The organism is Stenotrophomonas sp. YJH_SMC_120, assembly GCF_059368675.1.
Window position 1 is genome coordinate 26688 of the sequence record NZ_JCAFRY010000026.1, and the last position, 23388, is coordinate 50075.

General features: G+C 66.7%; 24 protein-coding genes. 14 read left to right on the plus strand and 10 right to left on the minus strand.

Annotated elements, in window-relative coordinates:
* Nucleotides 1-40: 40 nt before the first annotated feature.
* From AC5P60_RS19780 to AC5P60_RS19790, 3 genes are all read right to left on the minus strand, one after another.
* The gene (locus tag AC5P60_RS19780; protein WP_005411104.1) at nucleotides 41-730 is read right to left on the minus strand and encodes a methionine ABC transporter permease; all 690 of its coding nucleotides are present in this window, start codon (nucleotides 728-730) and stop codon (nucleotides 41-43) included.
* On the minus strand, nucleotides 727-1734 hold the full coding sequence (locus AC5P60_RS19785; RefSeq protein WP_005411105.1) for a methionine ABC transporter ATP-binding protein: 1008 nt from the start codon (nucleotides 1732-1734) through the stop codon (nucleotides 727-729). The genes AC5P60_RS19780 and AC5P60_RS19785 overlap by 4 nt, the downstream gene beginning before the upstream one ends.
* A gap of 201 nt (nucleotides 1735-1935) precedes the next feature.
* A complete protein-coding gene (locus AC5P60_RS19790) occupies nucleotides 1936-2832 on the minus strand; it encodes a DMT family transporter (protein ID WP_005411106.1) in 897 nt (298 codons plus the stop codon).
* Between the two features lie 126 nt (nucleotides 2833-2958).
* Here AC5P60_RS19790 and AC5P60_RS19795 point away from each other — a divergent pair, with 126 nt between their 5' ends.
* The 3 genes from AC5P60_RS19795 (at nucleotide 2959) to AC5P60_RS19805 (ending at nucleotide 4909) form a co-directional block, all read left to right on the plus strand.
* Nucleotides 2959-3441 (plus strand): YajQ family cyclic di-GMP-binding protein, encoded by a 483-nt coding sequence (locus tag AC5P60_RS19795; protein ID WP_005411107.1) that lies wholly within the window; start codon nucleotides 2959-2961, stop codon nucleotides 3439-3441.
* Nucleotides 3442-3542: 101 nt separating this feature from the next.
* Nucleotides 3543-4109, plus strand: coding sequence for a DUF1415 domain-containing protein (locus AC5P60_RS19800; RefSeq protein WP_012481307.1), 567 nt, complete (start codon nucleotides 3543-3545; stop codon nucleotides 4107-4109).
* Entirely contained in the window at nucleotides 4106-4909 is an 804-nt protein-coding gene (locus AC5P60_RS19805; RefSeq protein ID WP_495201810.1) for an SDR family oxidoreductase, read from the plus strand. The genes AC5P60_RS19800 and AC5P60_RS19805 overlap by 4 nt, the downstream gene beginning before the upstream one ends.
* Before the next feature lie 102 nt (nucleotides 4910-5011).
* Here the strand turns inward: AC5P60_RS19805 and AC5P60_RS19810 are convergent, their stop codons facing one another.
* Complete coding sequence (locus AC5P60_RS19810; RefSeq protein ID WP_483693644.1) at nucleotides 5012-7042, minus strand: M3 family metallopeptidase; 2031 nt, start codon at nucleotides 7040-7042, stop codon at nucleotides 5012-5014.
* 170 nt (nucleotides 7043-7212) lie between these two features.
* Here AC5P60_RS19810 and AC5P60_RS19815 point away from each other — a divergent pair, with 170 nt between their 5' ends.
* Complete coding sequence (locus AC5P60_RS19815) at nucleotides 7213-7617, plus strand: hypothetical protein (RefSeq protein ID WP_005411111.1); 405 nt, start codon at nucleotides 7213-7215, stop codon at nucleotides 7615-7617.
* A gap of 53 nt (nucleotides 7618-7670) precedes the next feature.
* On the opposite strand, the gene AC5P60_RS19820 is transcribed toward AC5P60_RS19815, so the two are convergent.
* A complete protein-coding gene (locus AC5P60_RS19820; protein ID WP_005411112.1) occupies nucleotides 7671-8783 on the minus strand; it encodes a PLP-dependent cysteine synthase family protein in 1113 nt (370 codons plus the stop codon).
* Between the two features lie 125 nt (nucleotides 8784-8908).
* On the opposite strand from AC5P60_RS19820, the gene gloA reads away from it, so the two are divergent.
* The gene (gloA, locus tag AC5P60_RS19825; RefSeq protein WP_005414533.1) at nucleotides 8909-9427 is read left to right on the plus strand and encodes a lactoylglutathione lyase; all 519 of its coding nucleotides are present in this window, start codon (nucleotides 8909-8911) and stop codon (nucleotides 9425-9427) included.
* Between the two features lie 94 nt (nucleotides 9428-9521).
* Nucleotides 9522-9950 carry a VOC family protein gene (locus AC5P60_RS19830; RefSeq protein ID WP_049454983.1) on the plus strand — a complete coding sequence of 143 codons (429 nt, stop codon included), beginning with the start codon at nucleotides 9522-9524 and terminating at the stop codon, nucleotides 9948-9950.
* Nucleotides 9951-10017: 67 nt separating this feature from the next.
* Here AC5P60_RS19830 and AC5P60_RS19835 read toward each other — a convergent pair whose 3' ends face one another.
* A complete protein-coding gene (locus AC5P60_RS19835; RefSeq protein ID WP_005411115.1) occupies nucleotides 10018-10449 on the minus strand; it encodes a CBS domain-containing protein in 432 nt (143 codons plus the stop codon).
* 445 nt (nucleotides 10450-10894) lie between these two features.
* Entirely contained in the window at nucleotides 10895-12733 is a 1839-nt protein-coding gene (gene glmS, locus AC5P60_RS19840; protein ID WP_483693645.1) for a glutamine--fructose-6-phosphate transaminase (isomerizing), read from the minus strand.
* Nucleotides 12734-12936: 203 nt separating this feature from the next.
* Between glmS and AC5P60_RS19845 the strand changes: the two genes are divergently transcribed.
* The 7 genes from AC5P60_RS19845 to AC5P60_RS19875 all read left to right on the plus strand — a co-directional run bounded on the left by AC5P60_RS19845 (nucleotide 12937) and on the right by AC5P60_RS19875 (nucleotide 20735).
* Nucleotides 12937-14214, plus strand: coding sequence for an efflux RND transporter periplasmic adaptor subunit (locus AC5P60_RS19845; protein WP_012481314.1), 1278 nt, complete (start codon nucleotides 12937-12939; stop codon nucleotides 14212-14214).
* Nucleotides 14215-14249: 35 nt separating this feature from the next.
* Nucleotides 14250-14975, plus strand: coding sequence for an ABC transporter ATP-binding protein (locus tag AC5P60_RS19850; protein ID WP_005411118.1), 726 nt, complete (start codon nucleotides 14250-14252; stop codon nucleotides 14973-14975).
* A gap of 10 nt (nucleotides 14976-14985) precedes the next feature.
* Nucleotides 14986-16284: an ABC transporter permease gene (locus AC5P60_RS19855; RefSeq protein WP_024957069.1), complete on the plus strand. Its 1299-nt coding sequence runs from the start codon at nucleotides 14986-14988 to the stop codon at nucleotides 16282-16284.
* Nucleotides 16285-16304: 20 nt separating this feature from the next.
* Entirely contained in the window at nucleotides 16305-17522 is a 1218-nt protein-coding gene (locus AC5P60_RS19860; RefSeq protein ID WP_049404095.1) for an ABC transporter permease, read from the plus strand.
* A 16-nt stretch (nucleotides 17523-17538) separates the two neighbouring features.
* The gene (locus AC5P60_RS19865) at nucleotides 17539-17916 is read left to right on the plus strand and encodes a PDZ domain-containing protein (RefSeq protein WP_172958443.1); all 378 of its coding nucleotides are present in this window, start codon (nucleotides 17539-17541) and stop codon (nucleotides 17914-17916) included.
* Nucleotides 17917-18039: 123 nt separating this feature from the next.
* Entirely contained in the window at nucleotides 18040-19386 is a 1347-nt protein-coding gene (locus tag AC5P60_RS19870; protein WP_164208477.1) for a sigma-54-dependent transcriptional regulator, read from the plus strand.
* On the plus strand, nucleotides 19383-20735 hold the full coding sequence (locus AC5P60_RS19875) for a sensor histidine kinase (RefSeq protein WP_005414539.1): 1353 nt from the start codon (nucleotides 19383-19385) through the stop codon (nucleotides 20733-20735). The genes AC5P60_RS19870 and AC5P60_RS19875 overlap by 4 nt, the downstream gene beginning before the upstream one ends.
* Before the next feature lie 56 nt (nucleotides 20736-20791).
* On the opposite strand, the gene AC5P60_RS19880 is transcribed toward AC5P60_RS19875, so the two are convergent.
* Together AC5P60_RS19880 and glmU are read right to left on the minus strand one after the other, a co-directional pair.
* Nucleotides 20792-21325 (minus strand): GNAT family N-acetyltransferase, encoded by a 534-nt coding sequence (locus tag AC5P60_RS19880; RefSeq protein ID WP_111118086.1) that lies wholly within the window; start codon nucleotides 21323-21325, stop codon nucleotides 20792-20794.
* Entirely contained in the window at nucleotides 21294-22661 is a 1368-nt protein-coding gene (glmU, locus tag AC5P60_RS19885; RefSeq protein WP_049397104.1) for a bifunctional UDP-N-acetylglucosamine diphosphorylase/glucosamine-1-phosphate N-acetyltransferase GlmU, read from the minus strand. The genes AC5P60_RS19880 and glmU overlap by 32 nt, the downstream gene beginning before the upstream one ends.
* A gap of 84 nt (nucleotides 22662-22745) precedes the next feature.
* Between glmU and AC5P60_RS19890 the strand changes: the two genes are divergently transcribed.
* Entirely contained in the window at nucleotides 22746-23129 is a 384-nt protein-coding gene (locus tag AC5P60_RS19890) for a GtrA family protein (protein ID WP_024957075.1), read from the plus strand.
* Nucleotides 23130-23258: 129 nt separating this feature from the next.
* Here AC5P60_RS19890 and AC5P60_RS19895 read toward each other — a convergent pair.
* On the minus strand, nucleotides 23259-23388 hold a 130-nt coding region (locus AC5P60_RS19895), incomplete at its 5' end, for an integrase core domain-containing protein (RefSeq protein ID WP_197631242.1).

Consider the following 23388-nt stretch of genomic DNA (forward strand, 5'->3'; position numbering starts at 1 on the left):
CACTACCCGAACAAGATGCCGGGCGCCGCCCGGCATTCTGTTATCTGCGGCTGTAATGCGCGACCAGGCGGTCGCCGAGCATCTGCAGCAGCTGCACCAGGATCAGCAGCAGGACCACGGTGACCAGCGCCACGTCGGTGTGCGAGCGCTGGTAGCCGTCGCGGAAGGCCAGGTCGCCAAGGCCACCGGAGCCGATCGCACCGCCCATCGCGGTGAAGCCGATCAGCGCGACGGTGGTGACCGTTGCGCCAGCGATCAGGCCCGGGCGCGCTTCCGGCAGCAGCACGCGGGTGACCAGCTGCCAGGTGGTGGCTCCCATCGCCTGGGTCGCTTCGATCACGCCACGGTCCACTTCGCGCAGTGCGGTCTCGACCAGGCGCGCGTAGAACGGCGCGGCACCGATGACCAGCGGCACGATCGCACCGCGTACACCCAGCGACGTCCCCATCAGGAACAGGGTGACCGGGATCAGCACGATCATCAGGATGATGAAGGGCACTGAACGCAGCAGGTTCACCACCAGCGCCAGCACGCCGTACGCAAATGGCCGGCGCTTCATCTGCGGTGCACCGAACAGGTACAGCAGCACGCCCAGGGGCAGGCCGATGGCCAGGGTCAGCGGCAGCGAACCGAGCAGCATCAGCAGGGTGTCGATGGTGGCCTGGCCGATGTCGGCCCACTTGCCCGCGTCCAGGTGGCGGAAGAATCCGCCGGCAGTAGCGATGATCATCGACGCAGCTCCTCAACATGCACGCCGGCGGCCACGAATGCGGCCTGCGCGGCGGACTGGTCGCCGCCCACCAGGGCGACCACCAGCTGGCCATACGGGGTGTCCTTGATCCGGTCGATGCGACCGGACAGGATGTTGTAGTCGACCCCGGTCTCGCGCGCGACGCGGCCGAGCAGGGGTTCGTAGGTGTCGCCACCGAGGAAGGTCAGGCGCACGATACGGCCACCGACGGCATCGAAATCGCGGTGCAGCGTGCCCTCGTCCACATGCTCCGATTCGCTGACGAAACGGCGCGTGGTCGGGTGCTGCGGGTGCAGGAACACCCGGGTGACCGGACCGGTTTCGACCATCTGGCCGGCATCGAGCACCGCAACGCGGTCGCAGACACGGCGGATCACGTCCATCTCATGGGTGATCAGCACGATGGTCAGGCCCAGCTCGCGATTGATCTTCGACAGCAGCGACAGCACCGAAGCGGTGGTCTGCGGATCGAGCGCACTGGTGGCCTCGTCGCACAGCAGGATCTGCGGACGGGTCGCCAGCGCGCGGGCGATGCCGACGCGCTGTTTCTGGCCACCGGACAGCTGCGCCGGATACTTCTGCGCATGCGCTTCGAGGCCCACGGTCTGCAGCAGCTCGGCCACGCGCGCGTCGATCTCCGTCTTCGGCGTGCCGGCCAGTTCCAGCGGGAAGGCGACATTGCCGGCCACCGTGCGCGAGGACAGCAGGTTGAAGTGCTGGAAGATCATGCCGATGCGCCGGCGCAGCGCGCGCAGGCCGTCCGCGTCCAGCGCGGTGACATCCTCACCGCCGATCAGCAGCCGGCCACCACTGGGCTCTTCCAGGCGGTTGATCATGCGGATCAGTGTCGACTTGCCGGCGCCGGAATGACCGATGATGCCGAACACCTCACCGGCCTCGATGGTCAGGTCCAACGGTTGCAGCGCGCTGACTTCGCGGCCGGCAACGGCATAGGATTTGTGCAGGCGCTGGAACTCGATCACGGGCGTGGCTCACCGGCTGGGTGACGGAAGGGGGCGTGCAGCCTACCAGCGCAGGCGGTCGCGCGCCCGCGCCATGGCCCAGAATGTTATTCCTTTTGGTTCTAAGAAACTGTCCCCGGTAGTGCCGGCCGCTGGCCGGCACCTGCAGCGGTCCCTCCGGCGCAAGGGGTTGCCGGCCAGCGGCCGGCACTACCCCCGGGCTCAGGGATGATCCAGCGGCTTCGGCGGTTCCTGCCGGTTTACCCGCTCGCGATGCAGCAGGTACAGCCCCGAGGCGACGATGATCGCCGCGCCCACCCAGGTATAGCCGTCCGGTAGCTGGCCCCAGAAGGCCAGATCCCAGCCGATCACCCAGACCAGGCCGCTGTACTCCAGCGGCGCGATCATCGAGGCCTCGCCCAGCTGGAAGGCCTTGGTCAGGGCAATCTGGCCCAGCGCCCCGGCCAGGCCCATGCCGGCAATCAAAGGCGCGTGTGCCAGCTGCAGCGGTACCCAGCCGGGAATGGCGAGCAGGCCGGCGCCGATGGCCATGATCACCAGGAACCAGACCACCATCGACTGCGAGGTATCGGTGCGGGTCAGCAGGCTGACCGTGATCGCCGCCACGGCATAGGCCGTTGCCGCCGCCAGCACCATCAGGCCGGGCACCGAAATGAAGCCATCCACGCCCGGCCGCAGCACCACCAGCACGCCCACCAGACCAATGCCGATGGCGACCCAGCGCCGCGGCCCGACCCGCTCGCCCAGCAACGGCACCGACAGCGCGGCGATCAGCAGCGGGGCAACGAAGTAGATGGTGTAGGCGGTGGACAGCGGCAGGTCGCGCAGGGCGAACACGAAGCAGCCGATCATCGCCATGCCCAACGCGCCGCGCAGCAGGTGGAGGCCCCAGCGCCGCGGCACCAGCGAACGTGGGCCGGCACTGACCAGCACCCACACCAGCACGAACGGCAACGAGGCCGCACCACGCAGGAAAGTCACTTCCAGGGTGGGATAGCTGGCCGACAGCTGCTTCATGCCAGCGTCCATCAGCGAGAAACAGGCGACCGCAGCGACCATCCAGGCCACCGCACGCGAAGGGGAGCGTTGCACGTTCATGGCCCATTATCGCCGACCGCACCAGATTGTAGGGCGGCCGCCGAGCATGGGCTGGGCTCCACAGAAAGCGGGCACGCGGGCCGGCACGATAGAATGATCGCCACTGAAACCTGCGGAGCACCGCCCATGCCTTCCTTCGACGTCGTGTCCGAAGTCGACACCCACGAGCTGACCAACGCCATCGACCAGGCCAACCGCGAACTGGCCACCCGCTTCGACTTCAAGGGCGTGGACGCAAAGTTCGAGCGCGACGGCGATGTCATCAATCAGTTCGCGCCGACCGAATTCCAGCTCAAGCAGATGAACGACATCCTGCGTGCTCGCCTGGCCGCGCGCGGCATCGACGTGCTCAGCCTGGAGTTCGGCGACATCGAGACCAACCTGGCCCAGGCCCGGCAGAAGATCACCGTCAAGCAGGGCATCGAGCAGAAGATCGCCAAGAAGATCGCGGCGGCCCTGAAGGACGCCAAGCTGAAGGTGGAAAGCCAGATCAACGGCGACAAGCTGCGCGTGCAGGGCAAGAAGCGCGATGACCTGCAGGACGCCATCGCCGTGCTCAAGGCCGGCAAGTTCGAGCTGCCGCTGCAGTTCAACAATTTCCGCGACTGAGCCACCTGCCGGGAATCCCCCGGCGCTGCCAGCCGCAGGTACGACGGCGCGTTGCCAGCGACGCGCCTACAATGTCGGCCCCGCCAGCCGACGTGCCCGCCATGACCGATTCCGACCTGCCCATCGATGACCCGATCGCCGCGACCCGCCTGTGGCTGGAGCGCATCGTCATCGGCCTGAACCTGTGCCCGTTCGCCAAGGCGGTATACGTGAAGGACCAGGTCCGCATCGTGCTCAGTGATGCGACCACGACAGAAGCGCTGGTTGAACAGCTGGCCGAGGAGCTGGTGCTGCTGCGCGACACGCCGGCCGAGCAGATCGACACGACGCTGATCGTGCACCCGCAGGTGCTGACCGATTTCCTCGACTACAACGACTTCCTCGACAACGCCGATGCGGCGATCGAGGCACTGGACCTGCAGGGGATCCTGCAGGTGGCCAGCTTCCATCCGGATTACCAGTTCGAGGGCGTGGCCGCCGACGACGCCAGCAACTACACCAACCGCGCGCCCTTCCCCACCCTGCACCTGCTGCGCGAAGACAGCGTGGCGCGTGCGGTGGATGTGTATCCGGACCCGGACGTGATCGTCGAGCGCAACATCCAGACCCTGGACCGCATCGGCGTGGACGGCTGGCATCGTCGCCTGCGCGGCGAAGACCTGACGTGAGCACGGTGCCGCCGATTGCCGCATGGCCGGCCGCGCCACTGTCGGGCAAGGTGGTGCTGGTCACCGGCGGCGCCAACGGCATCGGTCGCGGTATTGCCCAGGCCGTGCTCGGTGCCGGCGGACGCGTGCTGATCGGCGACCTCGACAGGGAGGCCGGCCAGGCCTGCCTGGACGAATGGCAGCGCGGTGAGGATGCCGCGTTCCAGCGTTTGGACATCACCGACGAAGCCAGCGTGCGCGACTTCATCGCCGAGGCGCTGCAGCGTTTCGGACACATCGACGGGCTGGTCAACAATGCCGGCATCGCCGGGCCGCACGGCACGCGGCTGCAGGACATGGACTGGCACGAATGGCAACGCCGGCTGTCGTCGCTGCATGGCGCCTTCCTGTGCAGCAAGCACGCGCTGCCGGCGCTGACGGACAGTGCTGCGGGCGCGATCATCAACATCGCCTCCACCCGCGCCTGGCAATCCGAAGCGCGCAGCGAGGCCTATGCGGCGGCCAAGGGTGGCCTGGTGGCCTTCACCCATGCGCTGGCGATCAGCGCCGGCCCGGCGGTGCGGGTGAACAGCATCAGCCCCGGCTGGGTCGGTACCACTGCGTGGCAGGCACCCTCACGGCGCCATGAACCAGAGTACTCGGCCATCGACCACGCACAGCATCCGGTCGGCCGGGTCGGCCGCCCTGAAGATATCGGTGCACTGGCGGTGTACCTGCTGTCGTCGCTGTCCGGTTTCAGCACCGGCCAGGACTTCATCGTCGACGGCGGCATGACCCGGAAGATGATCTACGCCGAATGACCGGTCTTCGGTGGTGCCGGCCGCTGGCCGGCATTCCGGTGGATCCACACCATGCGTGGATGGCGGTGAAGTGCCAACCAGGGTTGGCACCTACCAAACACCTTACGCCATGCCCGAGTGGCGCAGCAGCGCGTCGATCTGCGGCGCGCGCCCACGGAAGGCCTTGAAGTTCTCCGCCGCCGGGCGGCTGCCACCGCGCGACAGGATCTCATCGCGGAAGCGTGCACCGGTCTCGGCCAGTGCCTGCGGCGCTTCCTCGAACGCCGCATAGGCGTCGGCACTGAGCACTTCGGCCCACTTGTAGCTGTAGTAGCCGGCGGCGTAACCGCCCGCGAAGATGTGGCTGAACTGGTGCGGGAAGCGGTTCCAGGCCGGCGGATGGTTTACCGCCACCTCCGCACGCACGCGATCGAGCAGCGCCAGCACGCTGTCCTGCGCCGGTTCGAACTGGCTGTGCAACAGCATGTCGAACAGGCCGAACTCAAGCTGGCGCACGGTGGCCATGCCGCTGTGGAAGTTGCGCGCGGCCAGCATGCGCTCGTACAGCCCGCGCGGCAGCGGTTCGCCCGTGTCCACGTGCGCGGTCATGGCCTGCAGGTGCTCCCACTCCCAGCAGAAGTTCTCCATGAACTGGCTGGGCAGTTCCACTGCATCCCATTCCACGCCATTGATGCCGGCCACGCCCAGCTCACCAATGCGGGTCAGCAGCTGGTGCAGGCCATGGCCCATCTCATGGAACAGCGTGGTCACTTCGTTGTGGCTGAAGGTGGCCGGCTTGCCGTTGGCACCACGGCCGAAGTTGCACACCAGGTAGACCAGCGGCGTCTGTACGCTGCCGTCCGCGCGCACGCGACGGTTGCGGCAATCGTCCATCCACGCGCCACCACGCTTGCCCTCGCGCGCATACAGGTCCAGATAGAACTGGCCGACCAGCGCGCCCTGCGCTTCGACCAGACGGAAGAAGCGCACGTCGTCATGCCACACCGGTGCGCTGTCCTCCTGCACGCGCAGGCCGTACAGCTGCTCGATCACCGAGAACAGGCCGCCCAGCACCTTCGGTTCGGTGAAGTACTGCTTCACCTCCTGTTCGGAATAGCTGTAACGGGCCTGCTTCAGGCGGTCGGCGGCGAACGCCAGGTCCCAGGCCTGCAGGCTGTCGATGCCCAGCTGCTCGCGTGCGAACTGCTCCAGGTCGGCGCGGTCCCTGGCCGCGAACGGCTTGGCGCGCGCGGCCAGGTCACGCAGGAAACCCAGCACTTCGGCCGGGTCCTGCGCCATCTTGGTCGCTACCGAATAATCGCCATACGAATCGAAGCCGAGCAGCGCGGCCAGTTCAGCGCGCAGGGCGAGGATCCGATCGATGTTGCCGCTGTTGTCCAGCGACTCATCGCCGAATTCGGACGCACGCTGTGCGCTGGCGCGGTACAGGATCTCGCGCAGGTCGCGGTCCTCGCCCCAGGTCTGCACCGGCAGGTAGCACGGCATCTGCAGGGTCAGTTTCCAGCCGGCCTTGCCGTCCTTCTGTGCTGCGGCACGCGCGGCGGCCTTCACGTCTTCCGGCAGGCCCTTCAGCCGCGCTTCGTCCTCGATGATCAGCGACCAGGCGTCGGTAGCGTCGAGCACGTTCTGCGAGAACTTCGCCGACAGCGCCGACAGTTCTTCCTTGATCGCCGCGAAGCGCTGCTGCGCCTCCGGCGCCAGCTCGGCACCACCGAGGCGGAAATCGCGCAGGGTGTTGTCCAGCACCTTGCGCTGGGCCGCGTCGAAGCGCGCCGCCTCGGCACTGGCGGCCAGCGTCTGGTACTGCCGGTACAACGCCAGGTTCTGGCCCAGCGCGCTGGCGAAGCGGGTCACCCGCGGCAGGTTGCTGTTGTAGGCCTCACGCAGTTCCGGGGTGTTGACCACGCCCTGCAGGTGGCCGACCAGACCCCAGGCGCGCCACAGGCGCTCGGTGGCGTCATCCAGCGGGGCAACGAAGGTCTGCCAGGTGACCGGCTGCACCTGCTCGGCGGCGCTGACGGCGGCTTCGGCCCCGGCCAGCAGCACGTCCAGCGCCGGCGCCACGTGCTCGGGGCGGATGGCCTCGAAGCGCGGCAGGCCGGAAAAATCGAGCAGGGGGTTGGCAACGGTCACGGCAGATCTCCAGGGTACGGGCCCGGCAGGCGGGCAGCATGCAGGATATGGCGCTGGCAGGCGGGGCTGACAAGGGGGCACGGCCCGGCATTCACGTCGGCCTTACGGTCGCGCACCGAAGCTCTGGCTGCGGGGGAGTCCGCAGCGGTACGCACCGAACGAGGCCCTACATGGAAGGTCTGGCTGCAGTTGCATCCGCCTCACCGGCCCGGTCACTGGCATTGTCCGCCAGCCCGGCCGAACTGACCTGGATCGCCGCATTGTGCGATGCCGGCGATGACGCCCCGCGCCATCTGCAGCAGTTGCAGGCAGTGCTGCAGCAGGGCGGCACGTTCAACGATGCGCAGGAGTGGTACCCGTTCGAGGTGATCGAACGCGGCGCCAGCCAGCTGCGGCTGGGCCATGAGCGCGAGTTCGTGATCTGCGTGCTGCTGTGGCTGCAGGCGCTGGCCCAGGGCCGAGCGAGCATCCTGGACCCGAGCCTGCATCTGGATGATCGCGCGATGGACATCGAGGCCTTGCCCGATGCACTGCGCGACGCGGTGCTGGACGCGTTCACTGCAGCGGGATATTGAGCCGCCCCGGCGACCGGGTAGAGTCGACGCACAGCCGGCCGTACGTTGCCGCGTTACAACGCTTCCAGGCTGCACCACGGCAATTCGGGCAGTCCCTGCCCGGCCACCGCCGCCGCCAGTTGCGCATCGGCGCCGTCGACGTCGATGCCCTGGCGCGCATACCACGACGGGTCGTAGTAGCTCTGTGCGTAGCGCTCGCCGCTGTCGCACAGGATGCTGACGATGCTGCCCTGATGGCCCGCCTCGCGCATCCACTGCGCCGCCTGCAGCACACCGATGAAGTTGGTGCCGGTGGAGCCGCCGACACGGCGGCCCAGCTGGCGGCTGACATGGCGCATCGCGGCCAGGCTCAGCGCATCGGGCACCTTCACCATCGCATCGACACTGGTCGGGATGAAGCTCGCCTCTACCCGCGGCCGGCCGATGCCTTCCACGCGCGAGCCACCGCTGCAGGTCAGGCCGCGCCAGTCCTGCTCACCGGCCACGGCGGCTTTGTAGCCATCGAAGAACACCGACACTTCCGGGTCCGCACAGAGGATGCGGGTGTCATGCCGGCGATAGCTGACATAGCGCCCCAGCGTCGCTGCGGTACCGCCGGTACCGGGGCTGCACACGATCCATTCCGGAACCGGGCTGGGCTCCTCGGCCATCTGCTTGAAGATGGACTCGGCGATGTTGTTGTTGGCACGCCAGTCGGTGGCGCGCTCGGCATAGGTGAACTGGTCCATGAAGTGGCCGCCGGTTTCACGGGCCAGCTTTTCCGAATCACAGTTGAGGTCGCAGGCACGTTCGACCAGGTGGCAACGGCCGCCGTGGAACTCGATCGCGGCGATCTTTTCAGGCGAGGTGGAGGCCGGGATCACCGCAATGAACGGCAGGCCGAGCAGCCGCGCGAAATAGGCTTCGGACACGGCGGTCGAGCCGCTGGAGGCCTCGATCACCGGACGCCCTTCACGCAACCAGCCATTGGCCAGCGCATACAGGAACAGCGAGCGCGCCAGCCGGTGCTTCAGGCTGCCGGTGGGATGGCTCGACTCATCCTTCAGGTACAGGTCGATGCCCTCGAACCCTGGCAGCGCCAGCGGGATCAGGTGGGTATCGGCGGAACGGTTGAAATCAGCTTCGATCTTGCGGATGGCGGCAGCCACCCATTCACGCTGCGACATGGCGGGCAATCGTTGTCAGGACGGAACGGTGCGATCCGGCCATTGTACGTCGCAGTGCCGTCAGGTGCTGGCCGGTAGAATGGCGCCATCCGGCCGGCAACGGCCCTGTCTGAAGGACCTCCCCCATGACCATTCCCGCCCTGCGCGATGTTCCCGGCGTCGCCGCCCAGGCCCCGGCCGAAACCACCGGCTTCGTGTTCAACCACACCATGCTGCGCGTGAAGGACATTGCCGCTTCGCTGGACTTCTACACCCGCGTGCTCGGCTACCAGCTGATCGACAAGCGCGACTTCCCCGAGGCCCAGTTCAGCCTGTACTTCCTGGCCTACGTGCCCGCTGGCGTCACGGTGCCGGAAGATGACAACGCCCGCCGCCTGTGGATGGCCGGGCTGCCGGGCGTGCTGGAACTGACCCACAACCACGGCACCGAAACCCAGGACGGCGCGGTCTACCACGACGGCAACAGCGACCCGCGCGGCTTCGGCCACATCTGCGTGTCGGTGCCGGACATCGAGGCCGCCTGCCAGCGCTTCGAGGATCTGGGCGTGACCTTCCAGAAGCGCCTGACCGACGGCCGCATGAAGAACCTGGCTTTCATCAAGGACCCGGACGGCTACTGGGTCGAGATCATCGCCAACGTCTGACCCGAAAAGGGGACGGAGGGGATTAAGTCGTTTCTGGCATTATTGGGCTGGAAGCGACTTAATCCCCTCCGTCCCCTTTTTCTGCGAGGTTCGTATGGAAACGATGGAACTGCACCGCGGCCGCCTGATCGACCACATCCAGCTGGTAGTGCGCGACCTGGCGGCCAGCCGCCGCTTCTACCAGGCGGTGTTCGACACCATCGGCATCCCGATCGCCGGTGAAGGCGATGACTACTTCTGGGCCGATGAGCTGTTCATTTCCAGCGCCAGCAGCACGGCCGCCACCGGCCAGCTGACCGGCCGCCACCATCTGGCCTTCCAGGCCCGCGACAGCGCCACCGTCGATGCCTTCCATACCGCCGCGATCGCCGCCGGCGGCACCGACAACGGCGCGCCCGGTGAACGCCCTTACCACCCGGGCTACTACGGCGCGTTCGTGCTCGACCCGGATGGCAACAACATCGAAGTGGTCTACCACGGCCCAGCCAACTACAGCGCCGACTCGGTGAAGGTCACTTTCTGATTTCACCGATGCCGTGAACGAAGAAGCCGGGCAATGCCCGGCTTCTCTGCTTCCAGCGCTGCAGCCCTCAGTGGGCGGCCATGTAGATGTCCTGCAGCACGGCCTTTTCCAGCTCCAGCTCGCCCAGCAGGTTCTTCACGATGTCGCCCAGGCTGAGGATGCCGACCAGACGAGTGCCTTCGGTGACCATCAGATGACGGCGCCGCGAGTACGTCATCAGCGACATGGCCTGCTTCAGGGTGGCCTCCGGGGCGATGCCCTCCAGGCCGGTGGACGGCAGGCTGGAAATCACCCGGCGGCCGGCCTGCGGGCCGTCGTCGGCCAGGGTACGCACGATGTCCTTCTCGGAAATGATGCCGACCGGGGCATCGTCCTTCATCACCACCAGCGCAGCGATCCTGTTCGCGCTCATCTTGTGGGCGGCGGCACCAATGGTGTCTTCGGCATCGATGGTGATGACAGCTTCTTTCTTGGATTGCAGGAGTTCGCGGACGTTCATTCTTGTTTCCTGGTGCAGGTCACTGAAGTCAAAAAGTGTGCTCTTCCGATACGCCCCCTCCCCGGGAACAGACCTTTCAGCGCACGTCTGGCGCACCCGGCTGCCGCTTGGAATGGATCGGCAGACGACGTGCTGCAACGCGAACGAGGTGGGTTCAACCGCTCAACCCGGACCTCGGTCAAATCGATTCTACGACTGCGACCATCGGTCACTACCGGCATCGATGGGACAGTTCGTCGTGGGAACCAACCGACGATCCAGAGAATGGCACCGCGGCTGAAACCGCCGCTGAATACACGCGATGCCACGCGTTAAAGATTGATTGCCTGCTGCCGACGGTGGACAGAACACCCTGTGGCTGTCCCACTTGCCGCTGCCACCGGCACAAACGAAAGGGGGCCACACGGCCCCCTTCGCTTGCAACCTCCAACCGAGCTGACGGGTGTTACTCCACCGTCACGCTCTTGGCCAGGTTGCGCGGCTTGTCCACGTCGGTGCCGCGCGCCAGCGCGGTGTGGTAGGCCAGCAACTGCACCGGAATGGTGTGCACGATCGGGCTGAGCACGCCGGCATGACGCGGCGTACGGATCACGTGCACCCCTTCGGACTCGTTGAAGTTGCTGTCCTGGTCGGCGAACACGAACAGTTCACCGCCACGCGCGCGCACTTCCTGCATGTTCGACTTCACCTTTTCCAGCAAGCTGTCGTTCGGCGCGATCACCACCACCGGCATGTCCTCGTCCACCAGCGCCAGCGGGCCATGCTTCAGCTCGCCTGCCGGGTAGGCCTCGGCGTGGATGTAGGAGATTTCCTTGAGCTTGAGCGCGCCTTCCAGCGCGATCGGGTAATGCAGGCCACGACCCAGGAACAGCGCGCTGCTCTTGCGTGCGAAACGCTCGGCCCACGCAGCGATCTGCGGCTCCATGTTCAATGCGTGCTGCACGCTGCCCGGCAGGAAGCGCAGCTGCTCAAGGTAGTCCGCTTCCTGCGCCGCGTCGATGCGGCCGTGCAGCTTGCCCAGCACCACGGTCAGCTGGAACAGTGCCGCCAGCTGGGTGGTGAAGGCCTTGGTCGAGGCCACGCCGATCTCGGCACCGGCACGGGTGTAGCACACCAGTTCGCTGGCGCGCGGGATCGCGCTTTCCGGCACGTTGCAGATCGACAGCGTGTGCTTGTGGCCCAGCGACTTGGCGTACTTCAGCGCTTCCAACGTATCCAGCGTTTCGCCGGACTGGGAAATGGTCACGATCAGGTGCTTCGGATTCGCGTAGGCGGCACGGTAGCGATACTCGCTGGCGATCTCCACGCTGCACGGCAGGCCGGCGATGGCTTCGATCCAGTAGCGCGCGGTCAGGCCGGCGTAGTAGCTGGTGCCGCAGGCGATGATCTGCACGCCTTCAGTGCCCGACAGCACGGCTTCGGCGCTCTTGCCGAACAGCTCGGCCGGGAAACCACCGGCGTCGATCGCCGCCTCGATGGTGTCGCCCAGCGCGCGCGGCTGCTCGTGGATCTCCTTCTGCATGAAGTGGCGGTACGGGCCCAGCTCCAGCGATGCCAGCGACACATCGGACAGATGCACGTCGCGCTCGATCGGCCGGTCGTGCTCGTCGAAGATGCGCACGCCATCGCGACGGATCTCGGCGGTATCGCCCTCTTCCAGGAAAATGACCTTGCGGGTGGCCGAGATCACCGCCGAGACGTCGGAAGCAACGAAGTTCTCGCCCTCGCCCAGGCCGATCAGCAGCGGGCAGCCCATGCGCGCGCAGACGAAGCGTTCCGGCTCGGCGCGGCTGACCACGGCCAGTGCGTAGGCACCGGTCAGCTCCTTCACCGTATGCTGCAGCGCCACCAGCAGGTCGTCACCACTCTTCAGGTGATGGTGGATCAGGTGTGCGATGACTTCGGTGTCGGTCTGCGACTCGAAGGTGTAGCCCAGCGCACGCAGCTTCTCGCGCTGCTCTTCGTGGTTCTCGATGATGCCGTTGTGCACCAGCGCCACGCCATGGCTGATGTGCGGATGCGCGTTGGCCTCGGTGACACCACCGTGGGTGGCCCAGCGGGTGTGGCCGATGCCCAGCACCGCGTTGAAGCCCTCGGCCTCGGCCGCCGTGGCCATTTCCGACACACGACCGGTACGACGCACGCGACGTACATCGCGGCGCTCACCCTGGTCGATCACCGCGATGCCGGAGGAATCGTAACCACGGTACTCCAGCCGCTTCAGGCCTTCGATCAGCACCGGCACTACGTCGCGATCAGCGATCGCACCCACGATTCCACACATGTCACGCGTTTCCTTGAAGACGATCGTCGCATTCTAGCCTGCGTGCCCGCGCTCCCCCTCCTGTCCGCTTAATGAAAGTGTCCGGAAAGGTGTCCGCGGACACCCGGACACTTCACACCACATCCCAACTCATTGACCCATAAGGAATTAAAGTTGGCACGCTACGTGCTTGGTACTGGCTACCACCGTCAGGCACGCACCCGATGATCCGCGACACTTCCGCCCAGGACCAGATCGTTTCCTCCACTCCGGCCAGCGCTCCGCGCGCCAACTGGCTCCGTTACCGTTGGCCGGCGCTGGGCACGATCGCCCTGCTCGCCGGCATCGGCTGGGCCGTGCACGCCTGGTCCAACGCCAGCCGTTCCTTCGACAGCAGCCGCGTGCGCATCGCCGAAGTGAAGCGGGGCGACCTGGTCCGTGACATCGCCGCCGACGGCCGCGTGATCGCCGCCAACAGCCCGGTCCTGTATGCCATCTCTGCGGGCACCGTGGACCTGAAGGTGGTCGCCGGTGACGTGGTGAAGAAGGGGCAGGAGCTGGCGGTCATCGACAGCCCCGAACTGCGCAGCAAGCTGGCCCAGGAACAGGCCACCCTGGCCGGCCTGGAGGCCGAGGCCAGCCGTGCCGCGCTGGACGCCACCCTGGCCCGCGCCAAGTCGCGCAAGGAAACCGACCAGGCCACCATCGAACGGCAGGCCGCCGACCGCGACCTGCAGCGCTACCAGCGCGGCTACGACGGCGGGGCGGTGCCGCAGATCGACCTGGCCAAGGCCAAGGACTCGCTGAAGAAAGCCGACATCACCCTGGCCAACGCCACCACCGATGCCCGCCTGCAGAGCCAGGGCGCGGACCTGGATGCCCGCAACAAGCGCCTGCTGGCCGATCGCCAGAAGGCGGTGGTGGCCGAAGTACAGCGCCAGGTCGATGCGCTGACGCTGCGTGCCCCGTTCGATGGCCAGGTCGGCCAGGTGCAGGCGGTGCAGTCCACCAACCTGGCCGCCAATGCCCCGGTGCTGGGCGTGGTCGACCTGTCCAAGTTCGAAGTCGAGATCAAGGTGCCGGAGAGCTTCGCCCGCGACCTGGCGATCGGCATGCCCGCACAGCTGACCGGCGGCAACGGCCAGCCCTTCCCGGGCGAGATCAGCGCGGTGTCGCCGGAAGTGGTCAACGGTGAGGTCAACGCGCGCGTGCGCTTTGCCAGCGCGCAGCCCGAAGGCCTGCGCCAGAGCCAACGGATGTCAGTGCGCGTGCTGCTCGATACCCGCAAGAACGTGCTGAAGGTCGAGCGTGGCCCGTTCGTCGAACAGGGCAACGGCATGGCCTACGTGATGGATGGCCGCACCGCCGTGCGCCGTCCGGTGGAACTGGGCGTCAGCAGCCTGGGCGAAGTGGAAATCAAGTCGGGTGTGCAGCCGGGCGACCGCATCGTGGTCTCCGGCAGCGACCTGTTCAAGGACGCCGAACGCGTCTCCGTCAACTGATACCTGATACCTGAATCCTGGAGAGAGGACACCCCATGTACATGCTCGAAATGCGTTCGGTCGCCAAGGTCTTCCGCACCGAACAGGTGGAAACCCACGCACTGCGCTCGCTGGAACTGCAGGTCAAGGAAGGTGAGTTCGTCGCGGTCACCGGCCCGTCCGGCTCCGGCAAGACCACCTTCCTCAACATCGCCGGCCTGCTGGAAACCTTCACCAGCGGTACCTACATGCTGGACGGCCAGGACGTGAGCACGCTGGGCGACGACGCCCGCAGCCGCCTGCGCAACCAGAAGATCGGCTTCATCTTCCAGGGCTTCAACCTGATCCCCGACCTGAACCTGTTCGACAACGTCGACGTTCCGCTGCGCTATCGCAGGATGAGCGCCAACGAGCGCCGCGAACGCATCGAGAAGGCACTGACCCAGGTCGGCCTGGGCTCGCGCATGAAGCACTATCCGAATGAACTGTCGGGTGGCCAGCAGCAGCGCGCGGCCATCGCGCGTGCGCTGGCCGGCAGCCCGCGCCTGCTGCTGGCCGACGAACCGACCGGCAATCTGGATACGCAGATGGCCCGGGGCGTGATGGAGCTGCTGGAGGAGATCAACGCCGCCGGCACCACCATCGTGATGGTCACCCACGACCCGGAACTGGCCGCGCGTGCGCAGCGCAACGTGCACATCGTCGATGGCCAGGTGACCGACCTGGTGCGCGAGCCGGTGCTGGCCACGCCGTTGCGCCACATCGTCGCCGTCAACGAGTGAGGGCCCGACCATGTTCGCCTACTACACCCGACTGGCGGCGCGCAGTTTCCGCCGCAACAAGGTCCTGACCGCGCTGATGGTGATCGCCATCGCGCTCGGCATCGGCGCCTCGATGACCACGTTGACCGTATTCCACGTGCTGTCCGGCGACCCGATTCCGGGCAAGAGTGACCGCCTGTTCTACGTGCAGCTCGATGCCGCGACCGGCGCCTATGTCGCCGGCGAGGAACCGGAAACCCAGCTGACCCGCTTCGACGGTGAAGCGCTGCTGCGCGAGGCCAAGGGCGAGCGCCAGGCGCTGATGAGCGGCGGCGGCGGCACCATCGAACCGGACAACAGCACGCTCAAGCCCTTCAGCATCGACACCCGCTGGACCTCGGCCGATTTCTTCCCGATGTTCGAGGTGCCCATGCAGTACGGCCGCCCCTGGACGCGCGAGGACGATGAAGGCCGCGCACGCGTGGTGGTCATCTCCAAGGCGCTCAACGACAAGCTGTACCAGGGCGCCAACAGCGTGGGCCGCGACCTGCGCATGGAAGGCCAGAGTTACCGCATCGTCGGCGTGATGAAGGAATGGAGCCCGGAGCCGCACTTCTACGACCTGACCACCGGCAGCTACGGCAAGAACGAAGACCTGCTGCTGCCGATCTCCACCTCGTTGGACCTGAAGCTCGGCAACAACGGCAACATGAACTGCTTCGGCGAAAACCCCGACGGCAACAGCTACTCGCTCAATGCACCGTGCGCGTGGCTGCAGTACTGGGTGGAAATGGACCCGGCCAAGGCCGGCGACTACCGCCGCTACCTGGAGAACTATTCGACCCAGCAGCGCGAGGCCGGCCGCTTCAAGCACCCACCGAACGTGCGCCTGCGCACCGTGATGGAATGGCTGGACTTCAATGGTGCAGTGCCCAGCGACGTGCGCCTGCAGCTGTGGCTGGCGCTGGGCTTCCTCGGTGTCTGCTTGGTCAACACGGTAGGCCTGCTGCTGGCCAAGTTCCTGCGCCGCAGTGGTGAGATCGGCGTGCGCCGTGCACTCGGTGCCAGCCGTGGCCAGATCTTCCTGCAGTGCCTGGTGGAAGCCGGCGCGGTGGGCGTGGTCGGTGGCGTGCTGGGTATCGGCCTGGCCCTGCTTGGCCTGTTCGCGGTGCGCCAGCAGCCGGTGGAATACGCAAAGCTGGCCCACCTGGACGGCAACATGCTGCTGCTCGCGCTGGGCCTGACCCTGTTCGCCAGCCTCGCCGCCGGATTCCTGCCCGCCTGGCGCGCGATGCAGGTCACCCCGGCCATCCAGCTCAAGTCGCAGTAAGCACCCGAACGAGGACTCCCATGGACATCCGCCCCATCCTCAGCACGCTGCGCCGGCACAAGACCGCTGCCGCCCTGATCGTGCTGGAAGTCGCACTGACCTGCGCCATCGTCTGCAACGCGCTGTTCCTGGTCAGCCAGCGCGTGGAAAAGATCAGCATGCCCAGCGGCATCGCCGAGAGCGAACTGGTGATGCTGCGCGTCAGCGGCATCGGCAAGCAGACCGACGCCATGTCCCGCACCCGCGAGGACCTGGCATCGCTGCGCGCGATTCCCGGCGTCAGCAACGTCACCATCATCAACCAGGTTCCCTTCCGCAACGGATCCTCCAGCAGCAGCATCTCGCGGGTGATCGACCAGGAACGGCCGACCACCAACGCTTCGATGTACACCCTGTCCGAGAACGGGCTGGCCACGATGGGCATCAATCTGATCGCCGGCCGCGATTTCCTGCCCGACGAGTACCAGAACTTCGAAGACGTCAGCAAGGGTGGCGCCAAGGAAAAGGCCATCCCGGTCATCCTCACCCAGGCCACCGCCGCCAAGATGGAGCCCAACGGCAGCGCCTTGGGCAAGACCTACTACATGGGCAAGCAGTCGCTGCATGTGGTCGGCATCGTCGACACGCTCAGCACGCCCAATGGCTGGAATGACAACTGGACCAACTCGATGCTGCTGCCGATCCGGGTCAGCTTCGACAAGGGTGGCACGTACGTGTTGCGCACTTCGCCGGAACGCCGCCAGGAGGTGCTCGATGCCGGTGCCGCCGCGCTGGAGCGCAACGACCCCAACCGCCTGATGCGCGACAAGCTGACCTATGAAGACCAGCGCAAGGACTTCTTCAAGAACGACCGCGCGATGGTCGGCCTGCTGATCACCGTCAGCATCTCGCTGCTGGTGGTCACTGCGCTGGGCATCATCGGCCTGGCCAGCTTCTGGGTGCAGCAGCGCAGCAAGCAGATCGGCATCCGCCGTGCGCTGGGCGCCACCCGCGGGCAGATCCTGCGCTACTTCCAGACCGAGAACTTCCTGCTGGCCTCGCTGGGCATCATGCTGGGCATGCTCGCGGCGTACGCGATCAACCTGGCCCTGATGAACCTGTACGAGCTGCCGCGCATGCCGCTGTACTACCTGCCGCTGGGTGCACTGCTGCTATGGATACTGGGACAGATTGCGGTGTTCGGTCCGGCACGGCGTGCGGCGGCGGTACCGCCTGCGGTCGCCACGCGGGGCGCGTGAGATGCGTGCCTGCGCGATGTGCCTGATGCTGCTACTGCCCCTGCCGGCGCTGGCCGGTGGTGGCAGCGCACAGACGCTGGAATGGCGCCGCGATGGAGCGCGGCTGTCGCTGCGCTCGACCGAAGGCCAGGTGCATGTGGAGGCCGCCAGCCCGGAAGTGCGCTTCGGCGTGCGCAGTGGCGATCGCATCCTCCGCGTGGACGACACGGCGGTGCGCCGGGTTGAACATCTGGCCGAGGCACTGCGCCATTCCCACGCGGCCAGCGCCTATCTGTTGCTGCGCCGCGACAAGCGCGAACTGACGGTGGCGGTCAACGCCGCTGCGTGGCGACAGGCATTGGAGGTCCCGCCACCACCCGCGCCACCACCTCCGCCAGCCCCACCCAGGCGCTGAGCATCATCCGCTCCTGCACGGCCACAGGTTTGGCTATGCTTGATGGGTGGCGCCGGGCTCTCCCGGTGCGTGGACACGAACGGCTCCATCGGCGCCGCCCATCCCTTTCTGCAGAACTGCTTGATGCCTTCGATCCTGATCATCGACGACAACGCCAGCGTGGGCACCGCGTTGGACGTGCTGTTCTCCCTGCATGACATCGACACCCTGCAGGCGCAGAGCCCGGCCGAAGGGCTGGCCCTGCTCGAGTCGCAGCCGGTCGACCTGGTGATCCAGGACATGAATTTCAGCGAGGACACCACCTCCGGCGAAGAAGGCGAAGACCTGTTCGCACAGATCCGCGCGCGCCACCCGGACCTGCCGGTGATCCTGCTGACCGCCTGGACCCACCTGAGCAGCGCGGTGGACCTGGTCAAGGCCGGTGCCGCCGACTACCTGGCCAAGCCCTGGGACGACCGCAAGCTGCTGACCACGGTCAACAACCTGCTGGAACTGTCCGAGGCACGCCGTGAACTGGACCGGCGCCGCAGCCGTGAGCTGCGCCAGCGCAATGCGCTGGAAGAGAAGTACGACCTGTGCGGCGCGGTCTTCGCCGACCCCGCCAGCGAGCGCGTCATCGCCCTCGCCTGCCAGGTCGCACGCTCGGAACTGCCGGTACTGATCACCGGCGCGAACGGTGCCGGCAAGGAGAAGATCGCGCAGATCATCCAGGCCAATTCGCTGGTGGCCAAGGGCCCGTTCGTGGCGGTCAACTGTGGCGCGCTGCCCTCGGAACTGATCGAAGCCGAACTGTTCGGTGCCGAGGCCGGTGCGTATACCGGCGCCAACAAGGCGCGCGAAGGCAAGTTCGAGGCCGCCGATGGTGGCACCCTGTTCCTGGATGAGATCGGCAACCTGTCGCTGGGCGGGCAGATGAAGCTGCTGCGCGTGCTGGAAACCGGCCGCTTCGAGCGCCTGGGTTCCAACCGCGAGCGCCAGGTCAAGGTCCGCGTGGTCAGCGCGACCAATGCCGACCTGCCGACGATGATCCGCGAGGGTACCTTCCGCGAAGATCTCTATTACCGCCTCAACACGGTGGAACTGGTGCTGCCGCCGCTGGCCGACCGCCCGGGCGACATCGTGCCGCTGGCCGAGCGATTCCTGACCGCTGGCAAGCCGCTGTCCAGCGCCGCCACCGCAGCACTGCAGCGGCACCCCTGGCCAGGTAACGTGCGCGAGCTGCGCAACGTGATCCAGCGTGCCGAACTGCTGGCCACCGGCAACCGCATCGAAGTGGCCGATCTCAACCTGCCGCGCGCAGCCGCCGCACCACGACCGGCACCCAGCGCAGGCAATGATCCCGACCGCGCACGCATCGAGGAGGTGCTGGCGCGCAACCATGGCGTCATCGCCCAGGCTGCCGCCGAGCTCGGCCTGAGCCGCCAGGCGCTGTACCGGCGCATGGACCGCCACGGTATTCCACGCGAATGAAGCGGCGCTCGTTCACCTTCCGCCTGTTCCTGCGCCTGCTGCCGGTGCTGGCACTGGCTGCGGCACTGCCGTGGCTCCTGGCCTACTGGATGGACCATGGCTGGGTGGTGACCACGGTGTCGGCGCTGATCCTGCTGTCACTGATGTGGTGGACCCTGCGTCGGGCCACCGCCCCGGTGCGGTCACTGATGCGGGCCCTGGCGGGCACCACCAGCAGCTATCGCGACGGCGAATACAACTTCGGCGTGCACTGGCCCGGCAATGACGAGCTCGGCGACCTGGTGCAGGCACACCGGGAGCTGGGTGATGTACTGCGTGAGCAGCGGCAGGGCCTGGTGCAACGTGAGCTGCTGCTGGACACCATGGTGCAGAACACGCCGGTTGCGATGCTGTTGATCGCCTCCGGCGGTGATGGCATCGCCCGCGTGGTGTTCTCCAACCTGGCCGCGCGCAAGCTGCTGCACGGCGGCTGGAAGCTGGAAGGCCAGCGCCTGGAAGACGTGCTGGAACAGGTGCCGGTGGAACTGCGCGATGCCATCGCCCGTGGCGGTGACAGCCTGTTCGCGGTGCACGCCGAGGGGGAGGACGGCGATGAGGATGACGAGCAGGTCTATCACCTCTCGCGGCGTGCCTTCCAGCTCAACGGCCGCCCACACGACCTGCTGCTGGTGCGCCTGTTGACCGCCGAGCTGCGCCGCCAGGAAGTGCAGACCTGGAAGAAGGTGATCCGGGTGATCAGCCACGAGCTCAACAACTCACTGGCGCCGATTGCTTCGCTCGCCCATTCCGGCGGCGTGCTGGTGCAGCGTGAACGCTTTGACCGGCTGCCCGAGATCTTCACCACCATCGAGGATCGCGCACGCCACCTGGAAGGCTTCATCCGTGGCTATGCGCGCTTTGCCAAGCTGCCACAGCCGCAGCTGCAGACCGTGCACTGGGCGCCGTTCCTGTCCAGCCTGCGCCAGCAGATCCCGTTCGGCATGGAACGTGAGCCGGACGAGGAGCTGAGCAGCCGCATCGACATCGCGCAGTTCGGGCAGGCGTTGTTGAACCTGCTGAAGAATGCGCACGAAGCCTGCGCTGAAGCCGAGCCGCCCAACGACGATGTGCAGGTACAGCTGACCCGGCTGCCGCAGTGGCTGCGCTTGGACGTGCTTGACCGCGGCAAGGGCATGAACGAGCAGGTGCTGCAGAACGCACTGATGCCGTTCTACTCGACCAAGCGCAATGGCACCGGGCTGGGGCTGGCGCTGACGCGGGAGATCGTGGAGGCCCACGGCGGACGGGTGTCACTGCAGAACCGCGGCGATGGCGGGTTGTGCGTGTCGATCCTGCTGCCGGTGGGTTGAGCGGACCGATCGGGTAGATCCACGCGATGCGTGGATATGCCGACCGAGGCCGGCACCTACCAGGCCTGCCGCATCGCCACGCGTAGATGCATCGGAAACCCCAGCGCGGCCTCTTCGGCCATCACCGCCTGCAGCCCTGCACCCCACTCCGCCTCCGGTGCGGCGACGAACCCTTCACTGGCATAGAAGGCCGCATTCCACGGCACGTCGGACAACGTGGTCAGCACGGCCGAGCGATAGCCTTTCGCCCGGGCCTGTACCAATGCATGGCGCAACAACGTGCGCCCATGACCTTGCCGCGCGTGTGCAGGATCCACATCCATCTGCAGCACGTGGAACTCACCTGCCAGTTCGCCGGCAAGCAGATAGCCGGCGATGCCACCGTCTGCCGCATCCACCACCCACAGCTGCCCGCGTTCAAGGCCATCCTGTAGTGTCGGCAGGTCCAGGCCATGCCCGGCGAACACCGGATAGGCCTCATGGCCCCTCAACACCTGGCCGGCGCGCTGCTCGATGCCGGGCAGCACACCGAGTTCATCGGCGCGGGGAATGCGGGGCTCAGGACTTCTTGAGCGGGCGCTTCCAGCCATCGATGGTTTCCTGTCGGGCACGCGCCAGTGTCAGCTTGCCGTCCGGCGCGTTGCGGGTAATGACCGAACCGGCGGCAATGGTCGCGCCGTCGCCAATGGTCACCGGTGCCACCAGCGAACTGTTGGAGCCGATGAACGCGTTGTCGCCGATGGTGGTGGTCGACTTGTTCACGCCATCGTAGTTGCAGGTGATGGTGCCAGCGCCGATGTTCACCTTGCTGCCGATCACCGCATCGCCCAGGTAGGTGAGGTGATTGGCCTTGCTGCCCACACCCAGCGTGACCTTCTTGGTCTCGACGAAGTTGCCGACGTGCACGCCATCGGCCAGCACGGTGCCCGGTCGCAGGCGCGCGAACGGGCCGATCTGCGCGGCGCCCTCGGTAACCACGCCCTCCAGGTCGCAGTGCGCACGCACTTCGGTGCCCGGCCCAAGGTTGACGTCCTTCAAACGGTTGAACGGACCGACGGTGACGCCGTCGCCGAGCACCACGTTGCCCTCGAGCACGACATCGACGTCGATCAGCACGTCGCTGCCCACGGTGACAGTGCCGCGGATGTCGAGCCGGGCCGGATCGCGCACGCGCGCCCCCTGTGCGCACAGAGCCCGTACCGCACGACGCTGCCAGGCGCGCTCCAGCTGCGAGAGCTGCCAGGGGTCGTTTGCCCCTTCGGCCTCCTGCGCGTCGGCCACCAGCGCCATTTCGGCCGGCGTGTATTCATGGGCGGCAAACGCAAAGACATCGGTGAGGTAGTACTCGCCCTGTGCATTGCTGTTGGAAAGCTGCGACAGCCAACGGCGCAGCGCAGTCGATTCGGCCGCGATGATGCCGGTATTGATCGTGCGCACGCGCAGCTGGTCATCGGTGGCGTCCTTCTGCTCGATGATCGCGCCAACCTTGCCCTCGGCATCGCGCAGCACGCGGCCATATCCGGTCGGGTCATCGACATCGGCCACCAGTACCGCCAGCCGGCCCGGCTGTGCGAGCAGGTCGCGCAGGGTCTGCGCACGGATCAGCGGCACGTCGCCGTACAGGACCAGCACCTGCGCCAGGTCGGGAACCTGGGGCATCGCCTGCGCTACCGCGTGGCCGGTGCCGAGCTGCTGTGCCTGCTCGGCCCATTGCAGGTCGGGTTGGCCGGCGAAGTACTGGCGCACCACCTCGCCGCCATGGCCATGGACCACGTGGATCGCCGCCGGCTGGAGCTCACGGGCCGCGTCGATCACGTGCGCCAGCATCGGCTGGCCCGCGATCGGCTGCAGCACCTTCGGCAGCACCGACTTCATGCGCTTGCCTGCGCCGGCAGCGAGGATGATGACGTGCAGGGGTTGGGTCATGGGAACGGCGGTCCGTGGTTCGTTGCCGGTGATTCTAGAGCGTGCGCCGTTAACATGGGCATCCCTCCTCCCTTCGCCATGCCGATGAGCCTCGTCCGCCAGGGAAGCGCCTACCTCGTCATCGGGCTCGTGCAGCTGCTGCTCGACTGGCTCGTGTTCGTGGTCACCACCGCACTGGGCATGCCCGTGGCGCCGGCCAACATCGCCGGGCGCCTGGCCGGCATGCTGCTGGGCTTCTGGCTCAACGGCCGCTACACCTTTGCCGAGGCCGGCACCCGCAAGCTGGGATGGAAGCGATTTGCACGCTTCTTCGGCCTATGGCTGCTGCTCACCGTGGCGAGCACATTGCTGGTGAGCCTGGTGGACCACGCGCTGGGCCTGCAGTACACCTGGCTGGCCAAACCGCTGGTGGAAGGCGGCCTGGCGTGTGTGTCGTTCCTGCTGATGCGGTACGTGGTGTATCGCTGAGACGGCACCAGGATCGGGATCGGGATCGGGATCGGGATCGGGACTGGGGACCGGGATTGGTAGAGTCGACTGGTAGTCGACTAACGCGCGCAGGGCGGGATTTTCGCGGCCTGAACGTAGAGCAGTCGACTAACTGTGTAAACCCACCACGTTGTTCAGCGGGATTCTGGAAATAGGCGGTTGGCTGCCGATCCCCATGTGGGGTCGGTGCCAGTTGTAGTAATGCAGCCATTCAGGCAGCACGGCATCACGTTGCTCT